The organism is Shewanella sp. H8, assembly GCF_040285065.1.
In the GTDB taxonomy this organism is placed as follows: domain Bacteria; phylum Pseudomonadota; class Gammaproteobacteria; order Enterobacterales; family Shewanellaceae; genus Shewanella; species Shewanella polaris.
In genome coordinates this window covers 1,881,116-1,900,519 of the sequence record NZ_CP157213.1, presented here as the reverse complement: position 1 = coordinate 1,900,519, position 19,404 = coordinate 1,881,116, and the positions used below count along the sequence as shown (strand labels likewise).

Here is a 19,404-nt window from a genome sequence, read left to right as displayed (position 1 = left end):
ACTGTGATTATAGGCCTAATTGGTTGAGCAAGTCATCTGAATCATCTACAACAAGGCCTTTTACATTAGGATCATTTAACACATCTTTTGTTTTATCGGTTTTGGCTTGCGATGGTTGACCGTGAGTTTCGATTAACGAATCAAGGTCAAATTCTTCATCAACTTCAAAATCTGCTGAGCGAATAAATTCGGTTTTATCCATAGCAAATTCAAGATAAAAAATATGATTATTTTCAGTCTTAAATGATACTCGTCTTGCGACGGCATTATCGAGGTTAGTATCAACTGAAATAGTTAGCTCTTTATTAATAACCAGCATTTTAGGCTGACTTTGGCTAATTGATGTTTGTAATTCTTTAGATATTTTGCCAATAAAATCACCTAAAATTTGGTTCATTAATTCGCCCATCACATTACTGACATCATCTGAAGTATGCGAAAAGGCTAATTCTGTTTCTGGCATTCCCATGTTGATCATATAACGACGGTAAATCTCAATCGCTGATGCTGCGGAAAAGTTAATTACCACTAAACCAGAAAAACCGCCATCGAAAATAGAGAAACAAGACAAATCCGGTTTTAAACGCGTTCGAGAAATACTTTGAACCATGCCAGCATGACTAATTTGACTTGCACTAGTGCTTGACAGCACATGAGAAACGGAATGACAAAGTTTAAGCAAAATATCATCATTGTTGACGGTTAAAGATGCATTCATAGTGATGTTACCTTTTTCATTATTTGACCTAATCTTGCGGGTAAAACAAAAAAAAATCAAAATTAAAACAATCGATTAGCATGTTAATTAATCAATCAATCCAAATATTTCACTAATCAACTGATAATCAATAGCTTTTACATTCTGGATACATTTGACTCACAAATGTAAAAATGTGTAGTCTGCTCACAAAAGCAAGCCATTGGACTTACGTTATTTTATATCTCAGATATAATTTACTTACGTTTTGTATGGATACATTAAATTAGGATTAATAATGATTAAATTATTAAGGCGCTTAACAATTTTCAAGCGTTTATTCATTATGTTAGCTTTGGCTGCTATAGGCACTGTTGTTTTCGGTTCGTTTTCGATTAAAGAACAATACAATCATTTAATTGAAGAAAAATTTAAACAGATTTCAGGGCAAGTCAAGCAATTAAGCAGCACACTTGATGCTTTCAATTTAGCCAAGCCAAATGCTACGTCCGAAGAATTAAGCCTGTTTGCTAGTCACATTCAAGTCAGTGACAATCAGGGATTTATCATTGTCGACAGTCAACATAACATTATTGTCAATCCATTAAATCAAAGCTCTATAGGTAAACCTGTAGGCAATTTAACAAAATCAAATGATTCAGATTCTTATCAACAATTAATTGCTACCGCCAAAAACAACCAAAATGCGCAAGCCGAATTCTCTTTTGTCGATCAGCAAAATCAATCCCAGACAGTATTAGTTGCAGCACAGCAGTATCCAGCACAAAACTGGACCATAATGACACAGTCGAATGTTCACGATGTCAATCAGAGTATGACCGAGATCATCATTGATATCTTTATTATCATGATGGTGATTGCTGTTCCTATTTTTGTATTCTTTTTATTACTGAATCATTCCATCACTCAGCCTCTCAAGATCACCATTGATGCAATGGAACAAATCGCTAAAGGAGAAGGTGATCTTACTCAGCGTTTGTCTACAGAAGGCAATGATGAAGTGGCGGCATTGGCAAATGCATTCAATGATTTCGTGATTAAAATTGCCAACATGGTGGCCACATTACAGCCACTTGGGCATACATTAAGCGATGAAGCAGTGCATTTATTAGATACCGTTAAATCGTCGAATAAAAGTGCCAACCAAATACACAGTGAAACCCAAAGTGTTGCTGCCGCGATTAACCAAATGCTATCGACCAGTCAAGAAATGGCTCGAAATACTCAGGATGCTGCAGACGGAGCGGCTAATGTGAAACATCAAGCAGAACAAAATCACAAATTGATGCAGCAAACCGTTGAACAAACAGAAAGCTTAGTCGACGAATTACATCAAGCAGAAACAGTATCGCTAACATTGAGCCATTCATCAGCTGAGATTGGTAGTATTCTTGATGTGATTGGCAGCATTGCAGATCAAACTAACCTTCTCGCACTTAATGCCGCTATTGAAGCAGCAAGAGCTGGTGAACATGGTCGAGGATTTGCTGTTGTGGCTGATGAAGTGCGTGCGCTGGCCAACAGAACTCAGTCTTCAACCAATGAAATTAATAAAATTATTAGTCAGATCCAGACAGGCATTAAATCAGTAATGGACAGTATTGCCCATACACAAAACCAATCAGGTCAGTTGCAATCAAAAGCAGTACAATCTAGCGATGCAATTATCGAAATCTTAGCGCTTATTGATAATATTAGTGGTATGACAACACAACTTGCTAGTGCCACTGAAGAACAAGCATTAGTAACCGAAGATATTAACAAAAACATTAATACCATTTCTGAACTAACTGAGTTGTCGTTAGCGGCTAACGAAACCCACAGTCATGCGGCCCAATCACTACAAACAGTTAGCGTAGATATGAGCCAGACACTAGGACAATTTAAAATATAATGCTAACCAACACTTTCTACGTTTAGGCTAAGTCCTAGGCGTAGAAAGTGTAATTACCTTCCTATAACACTTCTATATATCTTCTAATATTATTATTAGTCAATGTTGGCTCATTGACTAGAAAATGCTCTTGGAACGATTTCGAATAGAACATCACTTTTAGCCATTATCACTTTAGGGTATATTAAGCCCGTCAGGTTAAATATCTGAGCACTAATCTGAATCCTATAACGTATTATTCAAGCGTAAGTGACAGCACGTTGTTGCACTAAACAATTGAAATTAAAATGTTAATTAGATGAATATTGATACCAAACTGATCCATTATCAAAACATAATGGATCAGTTACGTAGTTAGTTGTCATTCATTACAGAGTATGTTGTCTATGTATCAAAAAACGGTCACTATTGTTGCTCCACACGGTATTCACACTCGTCCAGCGGCATTACTGGTTAAAGAGGCCAAAGAATTTGATTGTGACATTATAATCGAATGTAATGGTAAACAAGCCAGTGCCAAAAGTTTATTTAAATTACAAACCTTAGGTTTATATCAAGGTGTATCCGTTACGATATTAGCCTCTGGGGAACATGCCGAAGCGGCCGTTGATAAAATTGCCTCACTATTGATTACCCTCTGCTAATAGGATAACTGTATGTCAATCAATGGAATAGTTGTTTCTGCAGGTATCGCATTTGGTAAAGCACTGACGATTACGACTCAACTACCACCACTGGATTTTAAACTGCTATCTTCTGAAAAAATTAACCTCGAGCAGCAGCAACTCACACAGGCTATAAACAATCTAATTGCTCATTTACGCCACTGTCAACATCACCTGTGTCCAGATTGTGATCATTTCCAATTAATTGATAGCGACATTATGTTGCTTGAAGATGAAGAGCTTCAGCAACAACTATATCTCCATATTAGCCAATTTAGAGTGGGGGCAGCGGTTGCAGTTGATCGCATTTTTAATCAACATGCAGCAAAAATGTCAGCACTAGACGACCCCTATTTAGCCAATCGAAGTGACGATATTATCTGTTTGGCAAAACGCCTTACCAGTGCATTACATGGTCATTTACAATGGGATTTATCTACTCTCACCGAAGACACTATCTTACTGGCAGATGATTTAACTCCTGCAGAATTTGCCATATTGCCACTAACCCACATAACAGGAGTTATCCTCGAATCTGGCGGCCTCACCAGCCATACTGCTATTCTCGCTCGGGCTGCAGGTATTCCAGCATTACTCAATTATCAATTTTCACAATCTAAAAACACCATTAAAGATAACACTCAGCTTATTCTTGATGGTATATCGGGTGAGCTACATATTGCTCCATCATCTGAGCTTTTTGACCAATTAAAACAAAAACAACAACAAGAATTACAGCGTCGCCAAGCATTGATGATCTATAAAGACAAACCCAGTCAAACTCTTGATGGTCATCGGGTTACTTTGCTGGCTAATGTGGGCAATCTAAATGAAATATCTCATATCACTGATGTGGGGGCCCAAGGTATTGGTCTATTCCGTACTGAATTTTTGCTGATGAATGCCAAGGCATTGCCTGATGAACAGCAGCAATACAAACTCTATTGCGATGCTGTGCATAGCTTAGAAGGCAATGTACTCACAATCAGAACGTTTGATATTGGTGCAGATAAAGAGATCCCTTGCTTAACCCAAGATAATGAAGATAACCCAGCACTTGGTATTCGAGGTATTCGTTATAGTTTGACACACCCTCGCACTTTTATTACCCAAGTTAAAGCCATACTCCGAGCAGCAAGTCATGGCAACATTAGATTAATGTTTCCTATGGTAAGCCAAGTAGAGGAGCTAGAAGCCGCCTTTGTGTTAATTGAACAGGCTAAAGCTGAATTGATTGAACAACAAAAAAGTTTTGGATCTATAAGTTATGGGATTGTTGTTGAAACACCTGCAGCGGTACTCAACCTGCCAAGCATGTTGCCACACCTCGATTTTATCAGTATTGGCACCAATGACTTAACCCAATATACGTTAGCCGCCGATCGCACCAATCCAAATTTAGCCAAAGAGTATCCGCCATTGTCCCCGGCGGTAATACAACTCATTACCTTAACCATCAGCCACTGTAAACAGACTGATGTGAGTGTGTCATTGTGTGGTGAACTTGGCAGTGACCCGCAAGTATTGCCTTTATTAATAGGACTTGGACTTGACGAGTTAAGTATTAATCCAACGAGTTTTTTAGATGTGAAAGTGGCATTAATCAAAGGTAATTATCAACAATATGTCGAGCATGCACAACACGTAGCTTCGTTAACCCGTATTGATGATATTGCTAAAGCGATTAATGCTTTTGCACACGATTACGATTCAATATGCAAATAAAGTTGGTAAAATTAACCTAGGCGTTTACAATTAACCGCATAAAAATATTAATAAAAGAGGCTTGTTCTTATGGGATTTTTAAGCCGTATTCGACGACTTATATCTGGTCAACCGCCATTAACGGGCGGCATTGCAATTTATGCTCCTGTATCTGGTGATATTGTTGCCATTGAAAAAGTACCAGACGTAGTATTTGCTGAAAAAATTGTCGGCGATGGCATCGCTATCAATCCTAAGGGCGAATTTATTGTCGCTCCAATCGATGGCACTATCGGTAAGATATTTGAAACAAATCATGCATTTAGTATCGAGTCTCCTCAAGGCTTAGAGTTATTTGTCCACTTTGGTGTTGGCACTGTTGAACTTAGAGGAAATGGCTTCAAACGCTTAGCCGAAGAAGGACAACAAGTTAAAGCTGGCGAGCCCATTTTGTCTTTCGATTTGGCGTATTTGCGCGGTAAAGTCGACAGTTTATTAACGCCTGTAGTATTAGCCAACATGGAAGACGTTAAACAATTGGATAAAGCTCAAGGTAGCGTAATTGCAGGCAAAGACATTATTTTTACCGTGCAAATGTAGCAATCTATTAATATTGGCAATGTAATTGGCCTAATCAAGGGTTATTGCCAATATTTATCCACACAATAATTTGCAATCTTACGGCTAATTTACCCTAGGCTACAGATTGTGAAATATGTTCAAAACATCGTCTTCGGCTTGTTCAAGCCGCTTCACAATGCCACAATGTTGCTAACGCATTCAATGAAATCCATGTTACCTAAGGTACTTATCAGGCTTATCTAAATAGCCAGTCCTTGTGATGACAACCCAATTGACATTAATGGAGTATTCTTTTGACCTTATATGGCATAAAAAATTGCGATACGGTTCGTAAAGCTCGTAAATGGCTTGAAGCTGAAAAAATAAATTATACATTTCATGATTTTCGTGAAGACGGCTTAAGTGAAACAACGGTTGCACAGTGGGCTAATGTCGTCGGTTGGGAAACCTTATTTAATAAACGCAGTACCAGTTTTCGTAACTTAACCGATGCTGAAAAAACGGATATTACCCAAGACAAAGCGATTGCCTTAATGGTGCAATACCCTACCCTGATCAAGCGCCCAGTATTAGTCAACAACGATAAGATACTGGTTGGCTTTAAAATAGCAGAATATCAAGCGTGGTTCGCATAATGAATAATGACGTAGTTGAATTAGCAAAAGATCTGATTTCACGACCATCGGTAACACCATTAGATGAAGGTTGCCAAACCTTGATGGCCAATCGACTCGCCGCTATTGGTTTTAATATTGAACCTATGGTTTTTGAAGATACCACTAATATGTGGGCAAGGCGTGGTAATAGTGAGCCTGTGTTTTGCTTTGCTGGTCATACTGATGTAGTCCCGACAGGCGACCTTAGCCGTTGGCACACCCCACCGTTCGAACCGACTATTATAGATAACTATTTACATGGTCGCGGTGCGGCGGACATGAAAGGTTCATTGGCCGCTATGATAATCGCTACCGAACGTTTTGTGGCTAAAAACCCCAATCATCATGGTTCGATAGCATTTCTCATTACCAGTGACGAAGAAGGTCCATTTATTAATGGCACCACTCGCGTTATTGATACCCTTGAAGCACGTAACGAAAAAATGACGTGGGCATTAGTTGGCGAACCTTCCTCAACCCATAAGCTCGGTGATGTGGTCAAAAATGGTCGTCGTGGCAGTTTAACAGGCAACTTAACTGTTAATGGTATTCAGGGCCATGTCGCTTACCCGCATCTAGCCGATAACCCAATTCATAATGCAACGCCTGCACTAACAGAACTGGCACAAATACATTGGGATAATGGTAATGAGTTTTTCCCACCAACTAGTTTTCAAATAGCCAATATTAATGGCGGTACAGGTGCATCAAATGTGATCCCGGGTGATCTTAAGGTGATGTTCAATTTCCGTTACTCAACTGAAGTCACCGCTGAAGAATTAATTACCCGTGTTGTTAACATTCTTGATGCCCACGGTTTAGACTACGATATTAACTGGATTTTTAACGGCTTACCCTTTTTAACTGGCGATGGCCCATTGCTTGATGCCACTCGAGAAGCCATACGTGAAGTCACGGGTTATGACACCGACCCTCAAACATCTGGTGGCACATCAGATGGACGCTTTATTGCACCAACGGGCGCGCAAGTTATTGAGTTAGGCCCCGTTAATGCCACCATTCATAAAGTGAATGAATGCGTAAAAGTATCTGATTTAGAAGTATTAGCCAATTGCTACCAAAGCATTTTGGAAAAACTATTGTGCAATTAAACCAACAATTCAATGTTGATATTCCACAACTGCAACGTAAATTGTATGGCCTAGATGGTCAATTTATGTTGTCTGTTGGGGACTTTTTGCTTGAAAAACAAACGGCCGCTGCATTTTGCACTATGCAACTTGCAGCGGCAAAAGCGGGCTTAGATTTACAGTTGTGTTCGGCTTACCGACCTTTTGACCGCCAGGTACATATTTGGAATGCCAAAGCTAAAGGTGAACGTACATTATTAAATAATGCGTCGCAGCCTATCGATTTTGCCTTACTAACCAATCAACAGTTAATCGACGCTATTTTAATTTGGTCGGCACTTCCTGGTGCATCAAGGCATCATTGGGGCACAGATATTGACGTGTTTGATGCCAAACAAATTAATAAGCAGTCTCTGCAGCTTATTAGTGCTGAATATCAACCAACAGGCCCTTGTTTTGCTTTGCACCAATGGCTTATTCAACATGCAAACACTTATGGGTTTTATTTCCCCTATCAAGCACAACAAAGTGGTGTGAGCCCTGAACCCTGGCATTTAAGTTATTACCCCGTAGCCGACCAATATTTAAGTCAATTTCGCACTGACGAGCTAACAAAAGTATTGTCTGTTGCAGAAATAACATTACAATCGTCGTTACTTGAACGATTGACCGAATTGGTTAATCACTATGTATTTTTTGTCGCGCCCTCTCCGGCTCAATGCCTGCGTGAATTAACTTGAAAATGAGCCATCCTTTATGTCAACGTTATTACCCTGCAAGATCATCGATAACCAACCACTGCATTATGTCGATAAAGGTGACGGCCCAGCACTGATTTTTTGCCATGGCTTATTAGCTAACAGTCAAATGTGGCAGGTTCAAATTGCCGCGTTATCGGCGCATTATCGCTGTATTGCAATTGATTTTTGGGGCCATGGTCAAAGCCAAACGATCCCTAAAGCCTGTGAAAACTTACAAGATGTTGCTCAGCAAATATTAAGCTTGATGGACATGCTCGAAATAAAAAATTCCGTGCTAATCGGCCACGGAAGTGGCGGCGCGATCGCGACAGAAATGGTATTACTGGCGCCTGCTCGGATCCATGGTTTAGTCATGCTCAATAGCTTTGTTGGCTTTGAACCACAAGTTAACTGTATTAAATATCAAGGCTATATGGCACAAATAGCCAACCAACAAGCCATTTCAACTGAATTAGCAACGACACTTAGTGAAATGTTTTTCAGTAAAAACGCTGGTAAATTAAGTCACCAAGATTCGACTTTAGCCATTGAGATGTCGCTGTTTACCGAGCAACTTACTCAGGTAAATCCAGCACAAATTGCGCCGTTACTCAAGTTTGCCAATATGGCTATTTTTAAACGCGATACCCTAGAGTCGGTCGAGGCATTAACACTACCGACATTGATAGCGGTCGGTTTACAGGGTCATTTGCGAACGGCACTGGAAAGTTATCTAATGCACGATTGCATTGATGGCAGCCAGTTATTGCACATTGAACACGCTGGCCACTTAGCTAATATCGAAAAAGCTGATTTTTTTAACCAGCATCTTGTTGATTTTCTGAGCAAAGTGAATTTTAATTAATCAAAGCAATGGATAGACCAGATAGACAAACATTGCTGATATACTCGTGAAAATGACATATTACCAGTAAGCCCTTACTGGTAAAATACTGAATAATCTGAGCACCAATGAAACTTCTTAAACCATTATTTGATAATAATCGCCGTTGGGCTGAACGGATCAATAAAGAAGATCCAACGTTTTTTGAACAACTTGCCAAACAACAAAATCCTGAGTACTTATGGATTGGCTGTTCAGATAGCCGAGTGCCATCAAACCAAATTATTGACCTATTACCCGGCGAAGTCTTTGTTCATCGTAATATCGCTAATATGGTCATTCACACCGATTTAAACTGCTTATCTGTACTACAATATGCTGTCGATGTGTTGAAAGTAAAACATATTATGGTTGTAGGTCATTATGGTTGTGGTGGCGTTCGTGCAGCCATGAATAATGAACGTTTGGGCCTAATTGATAATTGGCTTGGCCATCTTCGTGATATTCATCGTATTTATGAAGCTGAGCTTGAACCCATGACAGAACAACAACGCTTTGACCGTTTGTGTGAACTTAACGTGATGGAGCAAGTCTCTAATGTGGTGGTGACCAATATCGTGCAAGAAGCTTGGGACCGAGGTCAAGAAGTCGCCATTCACGGATGGATTTATGGTATTGATAATGGTTTATTGACCGATTTAGATGTGACAATAGATCGTGCTAACGGGCGTAATATTGCACCATAAAGCTTACCGTATAAATGTCTATTTGCTATTAGCCTCACACCTTGAATGAAATAAAAGATATTTAGGCCTGCTTTTTAGCAGGCCTTTGTTTTTTGTTATTAAAAATATGCAATAAAAGTCGCGAACCACCTTAGAGGGCGTTATAATTAGCGCGTTTATTTGGCGCTATAATGCGCAAAAAATTTTAGGAGATTATTTCCATGCCTGGTTTTGAATTATTTGGTCCTGAAGAAAAGCAGGAAGTTGCTGACGTAATGGAGAACGGTTTTACCTTCCGTTACAACTTCGACCATATGCGCAATGATCGCTGGAAAACCCGCGACATGGAGCAACTGCTTTGCGAAAAGATGAACGTTAAACACGCTCACCTTGTATCAAGCGGTACAGCAGCATTGCAAACCGCGATGGCAGCAGCAGGCATTGGCGCAGGCGATGAAGTGATTGTTCCTCCATTTACCTTTGTGGCTTCTGTTGAAGCTGTATTTATGGCCGGCGCAGTACCTATTTTCGCAGAAATTGATGAAACATTGTGTTTATCTCCAGAAGGCATCGAAGCCGTTATCACGCCACGTACTAAGGCAATAAACCTAGTTCACATGTGTGGTTCTATGGCAAAAATGGACGAAATCAAAGCCGTCTGTAAAAAGCATAACTTGCTCATTTTAGAAGATGCCTGTCAAGCTATTGGTGGTAGTTATAAAGGCCAAGCATTAGGTACTATTGGTGATGTGGGTTGTTACTCATTTGACTCAGTCAAAACCATCACCTGTGGTGAAGGTGGAGCAATCATTACCAATAACAGCGACATTTATAATTACTCGCACATGTTTTCTGATCACGGTCACGACCATGTAGGAAGCGATCGCGGTGCTGAAAGCCACCCTATTATGGGATTAAACTTCCGTATCTCTGAAATGAATGCCGCGATGGGTTTAGCTCAGTTACGAAAATTAGATAAGATCATTGCGATTCAACGCAAGAACAAGAAAACCATCAAAGATGCCATGGCAACAATTCCAGAGGTCACTTTCCGCGAAATCCCTGATCCTGAAGGCGATTCAGCTGGTTTCTTAACCTTCTTCTTACCGACTGAAGAACGTACCCAAGAAATTAATAAAAAGCTGGCAGCCAACAAAGTTGATGGTTGTTTTTATTGGTATATTAACAACTGGCATTACCTAAAGAATTGGAAACACATCCAAGAACTTAAATCGCCAGCGGCACTGCCAATTATGCTAATTGAAAACCGTCCTGACTATACTCAAATCAAGACACCAAAATCTGACGCTATCATAAGCCGCACCATTTCGATGCTAATTAAGTTATCTTGGACTGAAGAACAGATTGCTGAACGTATTGAAAACATCAAACGAGCTTTTGCCTAGCATTAATGCCCTTCACCCAATGATGTCTGTGGGGCACTTTTTACAGTATTTATCTCAATGGAGACTGTTGTAATGAGTTTTAAGAATTTTAAAGTAGTTGAAAAAATGATCTTCGGCCGTGGCTCTTTTGCTCAGCTTGATGATGTATTAGCAGCACAACGTACTAGTGATGATAGTTTTGTAGTCTTTTTAGTCGATGACGTACATAAAGGTAAAGCCTTAGAAGCTCGTATTCCCACTAAAGACCAAGACGTTATTATTTGGGTTAATGTTGATGATGAGCCAAGCACAATACAAATCGATACATTAACAGAACAAGTTCAAGCCTATAACAGACAAAACCCAGTGAGTGTAGTCGGTTTAGGCGGTGGTGCAACAATGGATGTGGCTAAAGCCGTATCATTAATGTTGACCAACCCAGGCGGCTCAGCAATGTATCAAGGTTGGGATTTAATTAAAAATCCTGCCATCCACCACATTGGTATACCGACTATTTCAGGTACTGGTGCAGAAGCATCTCGTACAGCGGTATTATGCGGACCGGTACGTAAATTAGGATTGAATTCTGATTACACTGTATTTGACCAAATCATCATGGACTCAGAGTTAATTGATGGTGTTGAAACTGATCAATGGTTCTACACAGGTATGGATTGTTATATCCATTGCGTTGAATCATTGCAAGGCACATTCTTAAACGAGTTTTCTAAATCTTATGCTGAAAAAGCCATGGATTTATGCCGTCAAGTTTACATTGAAGATCATCCAGAAAAAGATGACAAGCTAATGATGGCGTCATTTATGGGCGGCATGAGTATAGCATACAGCCAAGTTGGTGCATGTCATGCTGTATCTTACGGCTTATCTTATATCCTAGGTTATCACCATGGTATTGGTAACTGTATCGCCTTTGACGTATTAGAAGAATTCTATCCTGAAGGTGTAGCGGAATTCCGTAACATGATGAAGAAGCACAACATCACGCTGCCAAAAAACATCTGCAAAGATTTACCAGATGAAACCATTGCTAAAATGGTTTCAGTGACCAAGAGCATGGGACCATTATGGGAAAATGTTTACGGTAAAACTTGGCAAGAAAAAGTGACTGATGAAATGCTGACGACGTTATTCCGTCGTATATAATAAACGACAAGTTCATTCATAAAGGGCTCTTATGAGCCCTTTTATTTATTGTCTATACCATTGTACAACTACAAGTAGGTTATATTAATGAAAGTTATTCTATTAATCCCGGCGCGTTATGGTTCAAGCCGTTTCCCGGGCAAGCCGCTAGCCCCGATTAATGGCAAACCCATGATCCAACATGTTTATGAACGCGCCTCATTGGCAAAAGGATTAGACGGTATCTATGTTGCCACTGATGATGATCGTATTAAAGATGCGGTTGAATCTTTCGGCGGTAAAGTCGTAATGACCAGCCCTGATGCAGCCTCAGGTACCGACCGTATTAATGATGCTATTGAACAACTTGGTCTTAGCGATGACGATCTAGTTGTTAATTTACAAGGCGATCAACCGCTTATTGATCCTATATCAATTGAACAAATTGTCACTCTTTTCAAACGTCACCCTGGTGAGTTTGAAATGGCTACCTTAGGTTTTGAAATTGTAGATAGAAAAGAGTTAGACGATCCATTGCATGTAAAAATGGTATTCGATAATAACTTTAATGCATTATATTTCTCTCGGGCTCGTATCCCATTTGGTCGAGATACTAATGATTATCCTGTTTACAAACATTTAGGTATTTATGCCTACACTAAGCGTTTTGTAAATGCCTTTGCTAAGTTACCTTTAGGTAAGCTTGAAGACATAGAGAAATTGGAACAATTACGTGCACTAGAATACGGTCACACAATTAAAATTGCTATCAGCGCATTTGATTCTCCAGAAGTTGACACCCCTGAAGATATACGTAAGTGTGAATTACGCTTAGCCGTTGATTAAGAAAAATGTAATATCTAGCCGTGCTTTTATGTTAAACACGGCTAAATAATACCAAGATTAAACTGGAGTTTGCTATGAATTTAGAAGGCTATGAAGTATGGCTAATTATCATTTTAGTCATCGGTGTTATCGCCAGTAATATTGCAGTATTAAAGTATTCGGCAAAATTTAAAATGCCACAATTTGGCGAACACAAAGACAAAACACTTAAACCAGTGCAAAAAGATAGTTCGGAAAAACCTGCTGACAAGCCACTTCCTGAAGAACCTTCTACAGAAGACAATAAAGACAGCAAAGATAAAACGCTATAGTGATCGATAGATATATCAAGGCAGCATAAATAACACATTACAAATGCAAATTACCCAGTAATCAATGAGCTATTATTTATTGTTTTTATCACGGCTATAACCATATTAGCGACACCATAAATATGGCATACCTACTCAGCATTAAAATAAAAAAGCTAACCCCATAATGGCGTTAGCTTTGATAGTTATAATGCTATATCAGGTTAATTTAATAGTACGTCAGAACCATTACTCACTGTCTAATCTGACTCGTTGATATTCTTGATTATTTGGCCACGAATTTATCACGGCTTTCACCAATGAAGCCAACGGTATGGCAAAAAACACTCCCCACACGCCCCATAAGCCACCAAATACCAACACGGCAGCTATGATCACCACAGGATGTAAATCTACTGCATCAGAAAATAATAATGGTACTATCAAGTTTCCGTCTAAGGCCTGAATAATACCATAGCCCAACATTAAGTAACCAAACTCAGCACTAAATCCCCACTGGAAAAAAGCCACTAACAGAATAGGCAATGTCACCAATGTTGCACCAACATACGGAATTAACACTGACAATCCGGTTAGAACGCCTAATAATGCTGAATATCGCAGTCCCATGATGGCAAAAAAGATATAACTGGCTACGCCAACAATCACAATCTCTATCACCTTGCCGCGAATATAATTGAAAATTTGTTGGTCCATTTCAAACCATACTTTACTGGCTAAACCACGGTTAGTCGGGAAAAAACGTTTACTGCCTTTAAGCAAATAGTCTTTGTCTTTTAAAAAGAAAAACACTAATAATGGTACTAAAATCACGTACACCATTAACACTAATAATGACGCAGAATAACCTAAAATTTGTTTACCTAAATCAATAAGATGTTGTGTATCAAGCATCTTGTTGATTTCTTCCATCATCGAATCCAGTTGTGATGAACTCACAAATTGAGGGTGTTCGGCACTAAACTCTCTAACGATTAACATGCCTTTATCGATCATAGAAGGTAAATCAGTAACTAATGACACTCCTTGGCGCCAAATACTCGGCACCAACCCCAACATTAATATCAGCATTAGCCCCAAAAAAACCACCAAAACAATTGAGGCAGCCGCCGTTCTACTTATACCCAACCGCGACATCTGGGCTACTGGCCACTCTAATAAAAAAGCTAATACCAATGCGACAAGTAAAGGTGCAAGCAAACCAGCACCAAAGTATAATGCAAGACCAATCCCGATAATGATAAACATTAATGTAATAGCTTGGGGATCACTAAAACGGGTTTTGTACCAATCAGATAAAAATTCCAGCATTGAAAAACCTTTTTTATTTAAACAATATCAATTTATTTGGTGATGATAAATGACAAGCAATGCGTTTGATCTGCAATGATTTCAATACCAAAACCCATTTTTTTTATCAACAGGGGAACATCTCGACGTGAACCGGGGTCTGATAAGAGTATATGTAATTGTTCACCCACTTTCATTTGCTTCAGTAAAAGTTTAACTTTTACCAAAGGATAAGGGCAAACATAGGGTGTTAAATCAATTAAAATCATTATCAACTTGCTTTACACAATCTATGGCTATTATCCTAGCTTGGACAATAAACCACAAGCAATGTAATTTAAGCAAACTTGTTGGTTAAGCTTAAATTTTCGATTCAATTATCATTAAAGGTTTCGCTTGAGTAAATTATCATTATCAACCTTTTCAAAATCACTGACCGCTAGTGCCATTAGCGTGTTATTTGCCGCCAGTATCGGTCACAGCTTTGCCAACAATGATCTTCCAGATCTTGGCACTGCTGCGGTAAATACTTTTAGTTTGGAAAAGGAAACCGTTTACGGAGACGCCTATATGCGCGTTATTCGCTCATCGGCTCCAGTACTCAATGACCCGGTGCTAAATCAATATTTATCAGAATTGGGTAATAAGCTGGTTGCGAATGCCACCGGAGTTAAAACACCTTTTTACTTTTTTCTACTCCGCAATGATGAAATTAACGCATTTGCATTTTTTGGTGGTCATGTTGGCGTTCATACTGGCTTATTTTTAAATGCAGATAATGAAAGTGAATTAGCATCAGTACTAGCTCACGAAATTACCCACGTCACTCAACGCCATCTAGCTCGATCGCTAGAAGCACAGCAAAAAACGTCGACAGCGACTATTGTGGGGATGTTAGGGGCTATTTTATTAACCATCGCAGCACCTCAAGCAGGTATGGCTGCATTAGCGACAACCCAAGCTTTATCTTCGCAAGCAAAAATTAACTATACTCGTTCAAATGAACAAGAAGCTGACCGTATTGGAATGCAAATTCTTGTCGACGCCGGATTCGATCCCAATGCTGCAGCAACATTTTTTGGTCAACTAGCCATTCGTTATCGCTTTACGACCACACCACCACAAATGTTACTTACCCACCCTTTACCAGAATCTCGTATTACAGAGGCGCGTAACCGAGCGGCTCAGTATCCGAAGCACTATATACCCAATAGCCTTAATTTTCAGTTAGCTAAAGCCCGTATTCAAGTACGATTTTCAAGCTTAAGTGATGATGCTGCGTTGTCTTTATTTGAACAACAGCTAAAAAAGAACGAATATGCTTTTAAAGAAGCGGCACTTTATGGCAAAGCCTTAGCCCTTTTCCGACTAGAAAAGTTTGATCAAGCTGAAATAATTATCGATCAATTACTTAAACAAGATGACAACAATTTATTTTACATCGACACCAAAACAGACTTACTCGCTCAGAAAAAAGACTATATAAACGCAATAGCATTATTAGAAGCTCAGCAAAAATTAAAACCAACTTCTCAAGTGATCAACACTAACTTAGCTAATATTTATGTCGAAGCCGATCAACCTAAAAAAGCGATCCCACTTTTAGAGGAGCTGATCTTTTTCGATAAACAGAATATGCTTCCGTATCAAATTATGGCCGATGCATACCGTAAGCTCGACAATAAAGCACTCGAATACTACAGCAATGCTGAACTAATGGCTTTATCGGCCAACTATAAAGGTGCAATTGATCAACTAAATTATGCTTATCGTTATTCTGATGGACAAACGTTACAATTAGCCCGAATAGAGGCACGTATTAGACAATTTAGACAAGCAGATAGCGCAATGGAAGCATTAAAATAACCGTGATAATTTCACGTTATAAGTGATTCTTTGATAGAATAATGGCAAACAATAAATCAACTTATTGTTTGCCATTATTTAATGACGGACTATGACCATGACAACTACAAAAGCAACGATATACCATAATCCCCGCTGCTCAAAAAGCCGTGAAACGCTAGCATTACTGCAAGAAAATGGAGCGGATATTACTGTCGTTGAATATTTAAAAACACCGCCAACGATTGCTGAAATCCATACGATGTTAAAACTACTTGGCTTAACGGCTCGTCAGCTCATGCGCACCAAAGAAGACGAGTATAAAGCACAAAATTTGGCGGATACTTCGTTATCAGAAGAGCAACTCATCGCTGCAATGGTGGCAACACCTAAATTAATTGAACGTCCGATTGTGTTAGCAAACAACAAAGCTGCAATTGGTCGTCCGCCTGAAAATGTTTTATCTATTTTGTAACGAGTAAAATAATGACCTCTCAAACTTTGTTTCAATTAAGTCGTATCGGTTACCTTGCATTACTCTTACTATTAAGTGGCTGGTTTATTCAACAAGGCTTAAACGGAACCTACTCACTGGGTTTTAGCCTAGTTTGGATTGTACCCTTACTGTTCCCACTAAAAGGTGTATTAACAGGTAATCCATACACTTATGCATGGGCGAGTTTTATTCTGTGTTTGTATTTATTACATGGATTAACTCTGGCTTATATCACTACCGACGCCCTAGTATTTGCGGTAATTGAATCGGTACTTATTGGAGTGTTATTAGTCACTTTTCCATTTTACGCCCGTAAACGCGGTCGAGAACTGGGGCTAGGATTAAAGAAAAAGTCCGAGAAATAGCCTAATAACGACGGTTTACAACAAATAAATAAAAACGCCAAATGTATTCATTTGGCGTTTTTGCTATCAGTAATAAAGATGAGTAATGTTTAAAGCCTAAGCATTTCTTTAATAAACGGAATAGTCAGTTTACGTTGATGTACCATAGACGCTTTATCAAGCTTATCGAGTACATCAAACAGGGTGCGTAAATCACGAGCCATACGTGTTAGCAAAAAGCGCCCTACTTCATCAGATAACTGTAAGCCACGCATAGCTGCACGGCGTTGCAAAGCAACGAGTTTTTCTTCGTCCGCCATTGGTTGCAGTTGGTAAATCAATCCCCACTGCATACGAGAGACCAGATCTGGCAATAAAAAACCCGTTTCAGAAGGTGAAGCTTTACCGCTGACAATCAAGCGACAATCTTGTTGCTCTGCAATACGATTATACAAGTGAAAAATAGCCTCTTCCCATACCGGATGGCCAGCTATGGCTTCAATATCATCAATACAAATCAATTCAAGAGATTCTAGACCTTCAAATAAAGCTGGGGATATACTTGCATGGATACCCAATGGAATATATAAAGTGCGACGTTCTAAATCGTTGGCAAGAGCACAAGCTGCATGCATTAAATGAGTTCGGCCAGATTTTTCTGGGCCATAAATATATAAAGAAGAAGCCAATGTTCCTTCAGCAACCGCCTGAAGTTTTTGGATCAACTCATCATTACCCGAGGCAGGATAATAACTTTGAAAGGTTTCATCGTCAGGTAAATAAACGGGTAAAGATAATTGTCTCGGTGAGTTTTGTGTCACTCAGATAGGTCTCAAAATCATAAACGAACTAACATCATTATACCTAAGTCATTTCATTATGCGAGTTTAGGTAATAAGACTACACATAACACTAACTAGATATAGCATTTCACTCTGTACAAATATACTGCACAGAGTGACTATTGATAAACCTTATAGGCTTAACCATTGATAAATCAACTTTGGTTTAGAGTCGCCATCTTTAGGCTCATAAAATGAATCTACGTTACCCACAGTATCCAATTGTGATAGTCGACTATCAATATTAAGTAAGCGTTGTAAATCATCTACACTGCTAAACAATTCTATTGTATATGTAGCAGAGTCCCCCTTAAACTGGCTGATTTTTATCGACTTTACCGCACTTAATTGACGAAGATAAGTTTCAACATGTACCAATTGAGTCATGTTATTTACCCCAGTAAAGCTAACTCGGGTTGCAACATCACGGCCTGTAGAGGCAATAGCATATTGACTAATATAATAATCAGCCAATGCATTCATCATTCGCTTAGTTGCTTGTTTATAATCAACAGCATTATCTTGCAATGAAACTAATGGTTGTAACACACCATTAGTTCTATTTTTATCAAATAATTTGATAGAAAAACGCACTTCATTGCCAAATGCATCTATATTTGCAATAGCAAAATAATCCGCTTGATAACGAGTCGATGCATTGGCTAATACATCAGTAAACATACCGCGCACATCAGTAATACTGACTCGCATAACATCATCTAAGTCCATAATAGGCAGTAATAATGGTATACCTTTATTACTGGATTCTTGAGCCAACTCAGCGCGAATATCAGCCGAGGACCCATCCGCTAAAATAGTGGGTTCATTGTTTTCTTCAACTGACATCCACAATAGGGTTAATGGACGTTGGCTCCCCCAAACAGGTAAGCCTGCTTGGCGTAATGTTGAAATGACTCTTTGATGATCAAAATTAGCCTTTAGCATTAATTGACCATTTTTTTCATAATAACCATATTGAGTCAGAATAACTTCAGGTGTATCAATTTGAGCTTTAATTAATGGATTTAATACAACACTCGGCAAACCTGAATTTTTCAAAAAAATGGCCGCTAACGCCTCTTTTAAGGCATTATTTTTAACATCGTTTGCACGTGAACTGACCGCAATATCGGCTTCATCCAGTTTGCCAACTTCAGCAGCATGTACAGTCGCAATAGCAGTTAATGCAACCAAAGATAACACAATGAGATTAATTAGTTTTTTCAGCATCTGATAACATAAACGCAGCAAATATAAGTGAACAAATTATATCATAATAAAAT

Annotated in this window: 21 protein-coding genes; 16 read left to right on the top strand and 5 right to left on the bottom strand. The window is 39.0% G+C overall.

Translation table 11 applies throughout. The annotated features are described in order from the left end of the window. Window positions 1–7: 7 nt before the first annotated feature. Window positions 8–718, bottom strand: a complete 711-nt coding sequence (locus ABIS04_RS08330; RefSeq protein WP_350433142.1) for a DUF3334 family protein — start codon at window positions 716–718, stop codon at window positions 8–10. Window positions 719–995: 277 nt separating this feature from the next. Here ABIS04_RS08330 and ABIS04_RS08325 point away from each other — a divergent pair, with 277 nt between their 5' ends. The 13 genes from ABIS04_RS08325 (at window position 996) to ABIS04_RS08265 (ending at window position 13,304) form a co-directional block, all read left to right on the top strand. Beyond that, complete coding sequence (locus tag ABIS04_RS08325) at window positions 996–2,612, top strand: methyl-accepting chemotaxis protein (protein ID WP_350433141.1); 1,617 nt, start codon at window positions 996–998, stop codon at window positions 2,610–2,612. A 386-nt stretch (window positions 2,613–2,998) separates the two neighbouring features. Then, a complete protein-coding gene (locus tag ABIS04_RS08320; RefSeq protein WP_350433140.1) occupies window positions 2,999–3,256 on the top strand; it encodes an HPr family phosphocarrier protein in 258 nt (85 codons plus the stop codon). 12 nt (window positions 3,257–3,268) lie between these two features. Beyond that, window positions 3,269–5,002, top strand: coding sequence for a phosphoenolpyruvate--protein phosphotransferase (ptsP, locus tag ABIS04_RS08315; protein ID WP_140234029.1), 1,734 nt, complete (start codon window positions 3,269–3,271; stop codon window positions 5,000–5,002). A 69-nt stretch (window positions 5,003–5,071) separates the two neighbouring features. Beyond that, entirely contained in the window at window positions 5,072–5,581 is a 510-nt protein-coding gene (crr, locus tag ABIS04_RS08310; RefSeq protein ID WP_137220963.1) for a PTS glucose transporter subunit IIA, read from the top strand. A gap of 275 nt (window positions 5,582–5,856) precedes the next feature. Then, window positions 5,857–6,198 carry an ArsC family reductase gene (locus ABIS04_RS08305; protein ID WP_140234028.1) on the top strand — a complete coding sequence of 114 codons (342 nt, stop codon included), beginning with the start codon at window positions 5,857–5,859 and terminating at the stop codon, window positions 6,196–6,198. Continuing rightward, the gene (dapE, locus tag ABIS04_RS08300) at window positions 6,198–7,331 is read left to right on the top strand and encodes a succinyl-diaminopimelate desuccinylase (RefSeq protein WP_371833622.1); all 1,134 of its coding nucleotides are present in this window, start codon (window positions 6,198–6,200) and stop codon (window positions 7,329–7,331) included. Before ABIS04_RS08305 ends, dapE begins: the two co-directional genes overlap by 1 nt. Further along, window positions 7,322–8,050, top strand: a complete 729-nt coding sequence (locus ABIS04_RS08295) for a M15 family metallopeptidase (protein ID WP_350433138.1) — start codon at window positions 7,322–7,324, stop codon at window positions 8,048–8,050. Before dapE ends, ABIS04_RS08295 begins: the two co-directional genes overlap by 10 nt. Before the next feature lie 16 nt (window positions 8,051–8,066). Next, window positions 8,067–8,915, top strand: a complete 849-nt coding sequence (locus tag ABIS04_RS08290) for an alpha/beta hydrolase (protein WP_350433137.1) — start codon at window positions 8,067–8,069, stop codon at window positions 8,913–8,915. Between the two features lie 107 nt (window positions 8,916–9,022). After that, window positions 9,023–9,640, top strand: coding sequence for a carbonate dehydratase (gene can, locus ABIS04_RS08285; RefSeq protein WP_137220974.1), 618 nt, complete (start codon window positions 9,023–9,025; stop codon window positions 9,638–9,640). A 200-nt stretch (window positions 9,641–9,840) separates the two neighbouring features. Continuing rightward, window positions 9,841–11,025 carry an 8-amino-3,8-dideoxy-alpha-D-manno-octulosonate transaminase KdnA gene (gene kdnA / locus ABIS04_RS08280; RefSeq protein ID WP_137220976.1) on the top strand — a complete coding sequence of 395 codons (1,185 nt, stop codon included), beginning with the start codon at window positions 9,841–9,843 and terminating at the stop codon, window positions 11,023–11,025. Between the two features lie 72 nt (window positions 11,026–11,097). Further along, window positions 11,098–12,168, top strand: a complete 1,071-nt coding sequence (gene kdnB / locus ABIS04_RS08275; protein ID WP_137220978.1) for a 3-deoxy-alpha-D-manno-octulosonate 8-oxidase KdnB — start codon at window positions 11,098–11,100, stop codon at window positions 12,166–12,168. 87 nt (window positions 12,169–12,255) lie between these two features. Then, a complete protein-coding gene (gene kdsB / locus ABIS04_RS08270; RefSeq protein ID WP_137220980.1) occupies window positions 12,256–12,993 on the top strand; it encodes an 8-amino-3,8-dideoxy-manno-octulosonate cytidylyltransferase KdsB in 738 nt (245 codons plus the stop codon). A gap of 74 nt (window positions 12,994–13,067) precedes the next feature. Continuing rightward, window positions 13,068–13,304, top strand: a complete 237-nt coding sequence (locus ABIS04_RS08265; protein WP_137220982.1) for a DUF2897 family protein — start codon at window positions 13,068–13,070, stop codon at window positions 13,302–13,304. 228 nt (window positions 13,305–13,532) lie between these two features. On the opposite strand, the gene ABIS04_RS08260 is transcribed toward ABIS04_RS08265, so the two are convergent. Together ABIS04_RS08260 and ABIS04_RS08255 are read right to left on the bottom strand one after the other, a co-directional pair. Then, window positions 13,533–14,615, bottom strand: a complete 1,083-nt coding sequence (locus ABIS04_RS08260; RefSeq protein WP_137220984.1) for an AI-2E family transporter — start codon at window positions 14,613–14,615, stop codon at window positions 13,533–13,535. A 32-nt stretch (window positions 14,616–14,647) separates the two neighbouring features. After that, a complete protein-coding gene (locus ABIS04_RS08255; RefSeq protein ID WP_137220986.1) occupies window positions 14,648–14,863 on the bottom strand; it encodes a sulfurtransferase TusA family protein in 216 nt (71 codons plus the stop codon). 163 nt (window positions 14,864–15,026) lie between these two features. On the opposite strand from ABIS04_RS08255, the gene ABIS04_RS08250 reads away from it, so the two are divergent. The 3 genes from ABIS04_RS08250 to ABIS04_RS08240 all read left to right on the top strand — a co-directional run bounded on the left by ABIS04_RS08250 (window position 15,027) and on the right by ABIS04_RS08240 (window position 17,300). Beyond that, window positions 15,027–16,460: a M48 family metalloprotease gene (locus tag ABIS04_RS08250; protein ID WP_240778494.1), complete on the top strand. Its 1,434-nt coding sequence runs from the start codon at window positions 15,027–15,029 to the stop codon at window positions 16,458–16,460. Window positions 16,461–16,557: 97 nt separating this feature from the next. Next, complete coding sequence (gene arsC / locus ABIS04_RS08245) at window positions 16,558–16,914, top strand: arsenate reductase (glutaredoxin) (protein WP_350433136.1); 357 nt, start codon at window positions 16,558–16,560, stop codon at window positions 16,912–16,914. An 11-nt stretch (window positions 16,915–16,925) separates the two neighbouring features. Beyond that, window positions 16,926–17,300 carry a DUF2069 domain-containing protein gene (locus ABIS04_RS08240; protein ID WP_140234021.1) on the top strand — a complete coding sequence of 125 codons (375 nt, stop codon included), beginning with the start codon at window positions 16,926–16,928 and terminating at the stop codon, window positions 17,298–17,300. 89 nt (window positions 17,301–17,389) lie between these two features. On the opposite strand, the gene hda is transcribed toward ABIS04_RS08240, so the two are convergent. Beyond that, entirely contained in the window at window positions 17,390–18,100 is a 711-nt protein-coding gene (gene hda, locus ABIS04_RS08235; protein ID WP_137220996.1) for a DnaA inactivator Hda, read from the bottom strand. 153 nt (window positions 18,101–18,253) lie between these two features. Next, window positions 18,254–19,351 (bottom strand): DUF2066 domain-containing protein, encoded by a 1,098-nt coding sequence (locus ABIS04_RS08230; protein ID WP_140234019.1) that lies wholly within the window; start codon window positions 19,349–19,351, stop codon window positions 18,254–18,256. Window positions 19,352–19,404: the final 53 nt, after the last annotated feature.

What these genes read in the sequence shown, in the direction of transcription:
- ABIS04_RS08265 (WP_137220982.1), top strand. Translation starts at nt 13,068, where the DNA reads ATGAATTTAGAAGGCTATGAAGTATGGCTAATTATCATTTTAGTCATC.
- ABIS04_RS08325 (WP_350433141.1), top strand. Translation starts at nt 996, where the DNA reads ATGATTAAATTATTAAGGCGCTTAACAATTTTCAAGCGTTTATTCATT.
- ABIS04_RS08320 (WP_350433140.1), top strand. Translation starts at nt 2,999, where the DNA reads ATGTATCAAAAAACGGTCACTATTGTTGCTCCACACGGTATTCACACT.
- ABIS04_RS08255 (WP_137220986.1), bottom strand. Translation starts at nt 14,863, where the DNA reads ATGATTTTAATTGATTTAACACCCTATGTTTGCCCTTATCCTTTGGTA.
- ABIS04_RS08260 (WP_137220984.1), bottom strand. Translation starts at nt 14,615, where the DNA reads ATGCTGGAATTTTTATCTGATTGGTACAAAACCCGTTTTAGTGATCCC.
- kdnA (WP_137220976.1), top strand. Translation starts at nt 9,841, where the DNA reads ATGCCTGGTTTTGAATTATTTGGTCCTGAAGAAAAGCAGGAAGTTGCT.
- ABIS04_RS08230 (WP_140234019.1), bottom strand. Translation starts at nt 19,351, where the DNA reads ATGCTGAAAAAACTAATTAATCTCATTGTGTTATCTTTGGTTGCATTA.
- ptsP (WP_140234029.1), top strand. Translation starts at nt 3,269, where the DNA reads ATGTCAATCAATGGAATAGTTGTTTCTGCAGGTATCGCATTTGGTAAA.
- kdsB (WP_137220980.1), top strand. Translation starts at nt 12,256, where the DNA reads ATGAAAGTTATTCTATTAATCCCGGCGCGTTATGGTTCAAGCCGTTTC.
- ABIS04_RS08290 (WP_350433137.1), top strand. Translation starts at nt 8,067, where the DNA reads ATGTCAACGTTATTACCCTGCAAGATCATCGATAACCAACCACTGCAT.
- can (WP_137220974.1), top strand. Translation starts at nt 9,023, where the DNA reads ATGAAACTTCTTAAACCATTATTTGATAATAATCGCCGTTGGGCTGAA.
- arsC (WP_350433136.1), top strand. Translation starts at nt 16,558, where the DNA reads ATGACAACTACAAAAGCAACGATATACCATAATCCCCGCTGCTCAAAA.
- crr (WP_137220963.1), top strand. Translation starts at nt 5,072, where the DNA reads ATGGGATTTTTAAGCCGTATTCGACGACTTATATCTGGTCAACCGCCA.
- dapE (WP_371833622.1), top strand. Translation starts at nt 6,198, where the DNA reads ATGAATAATGACGTAGTTGAATTAGCAAAAGATCTGATTTCACGACCA.
- kdnB (WP_137220978.1), top strand. Translation starts at nt 11,098, where the DNA reads ATGAGTTTTAAGAATTTTAAAGTAGTTGAAAAAATGATCTTCGGCCGT.
- ABIS04_RS08330 (WP_350433142.1), bottom strand. Translation starts at nt 718, where the DNA reads ATGAATGCATCTTTAACCGTCAACAATGATGATATTTTGCTTAAACTT.
- ABIS04_RS08240 (WP_140234021.1), top strand. Translation starts at nt 16,926, where the DNA reads ATGACCTCTCAAACTTTGTTTCAATTAAGTCGTATCGGTTACCTTGCA.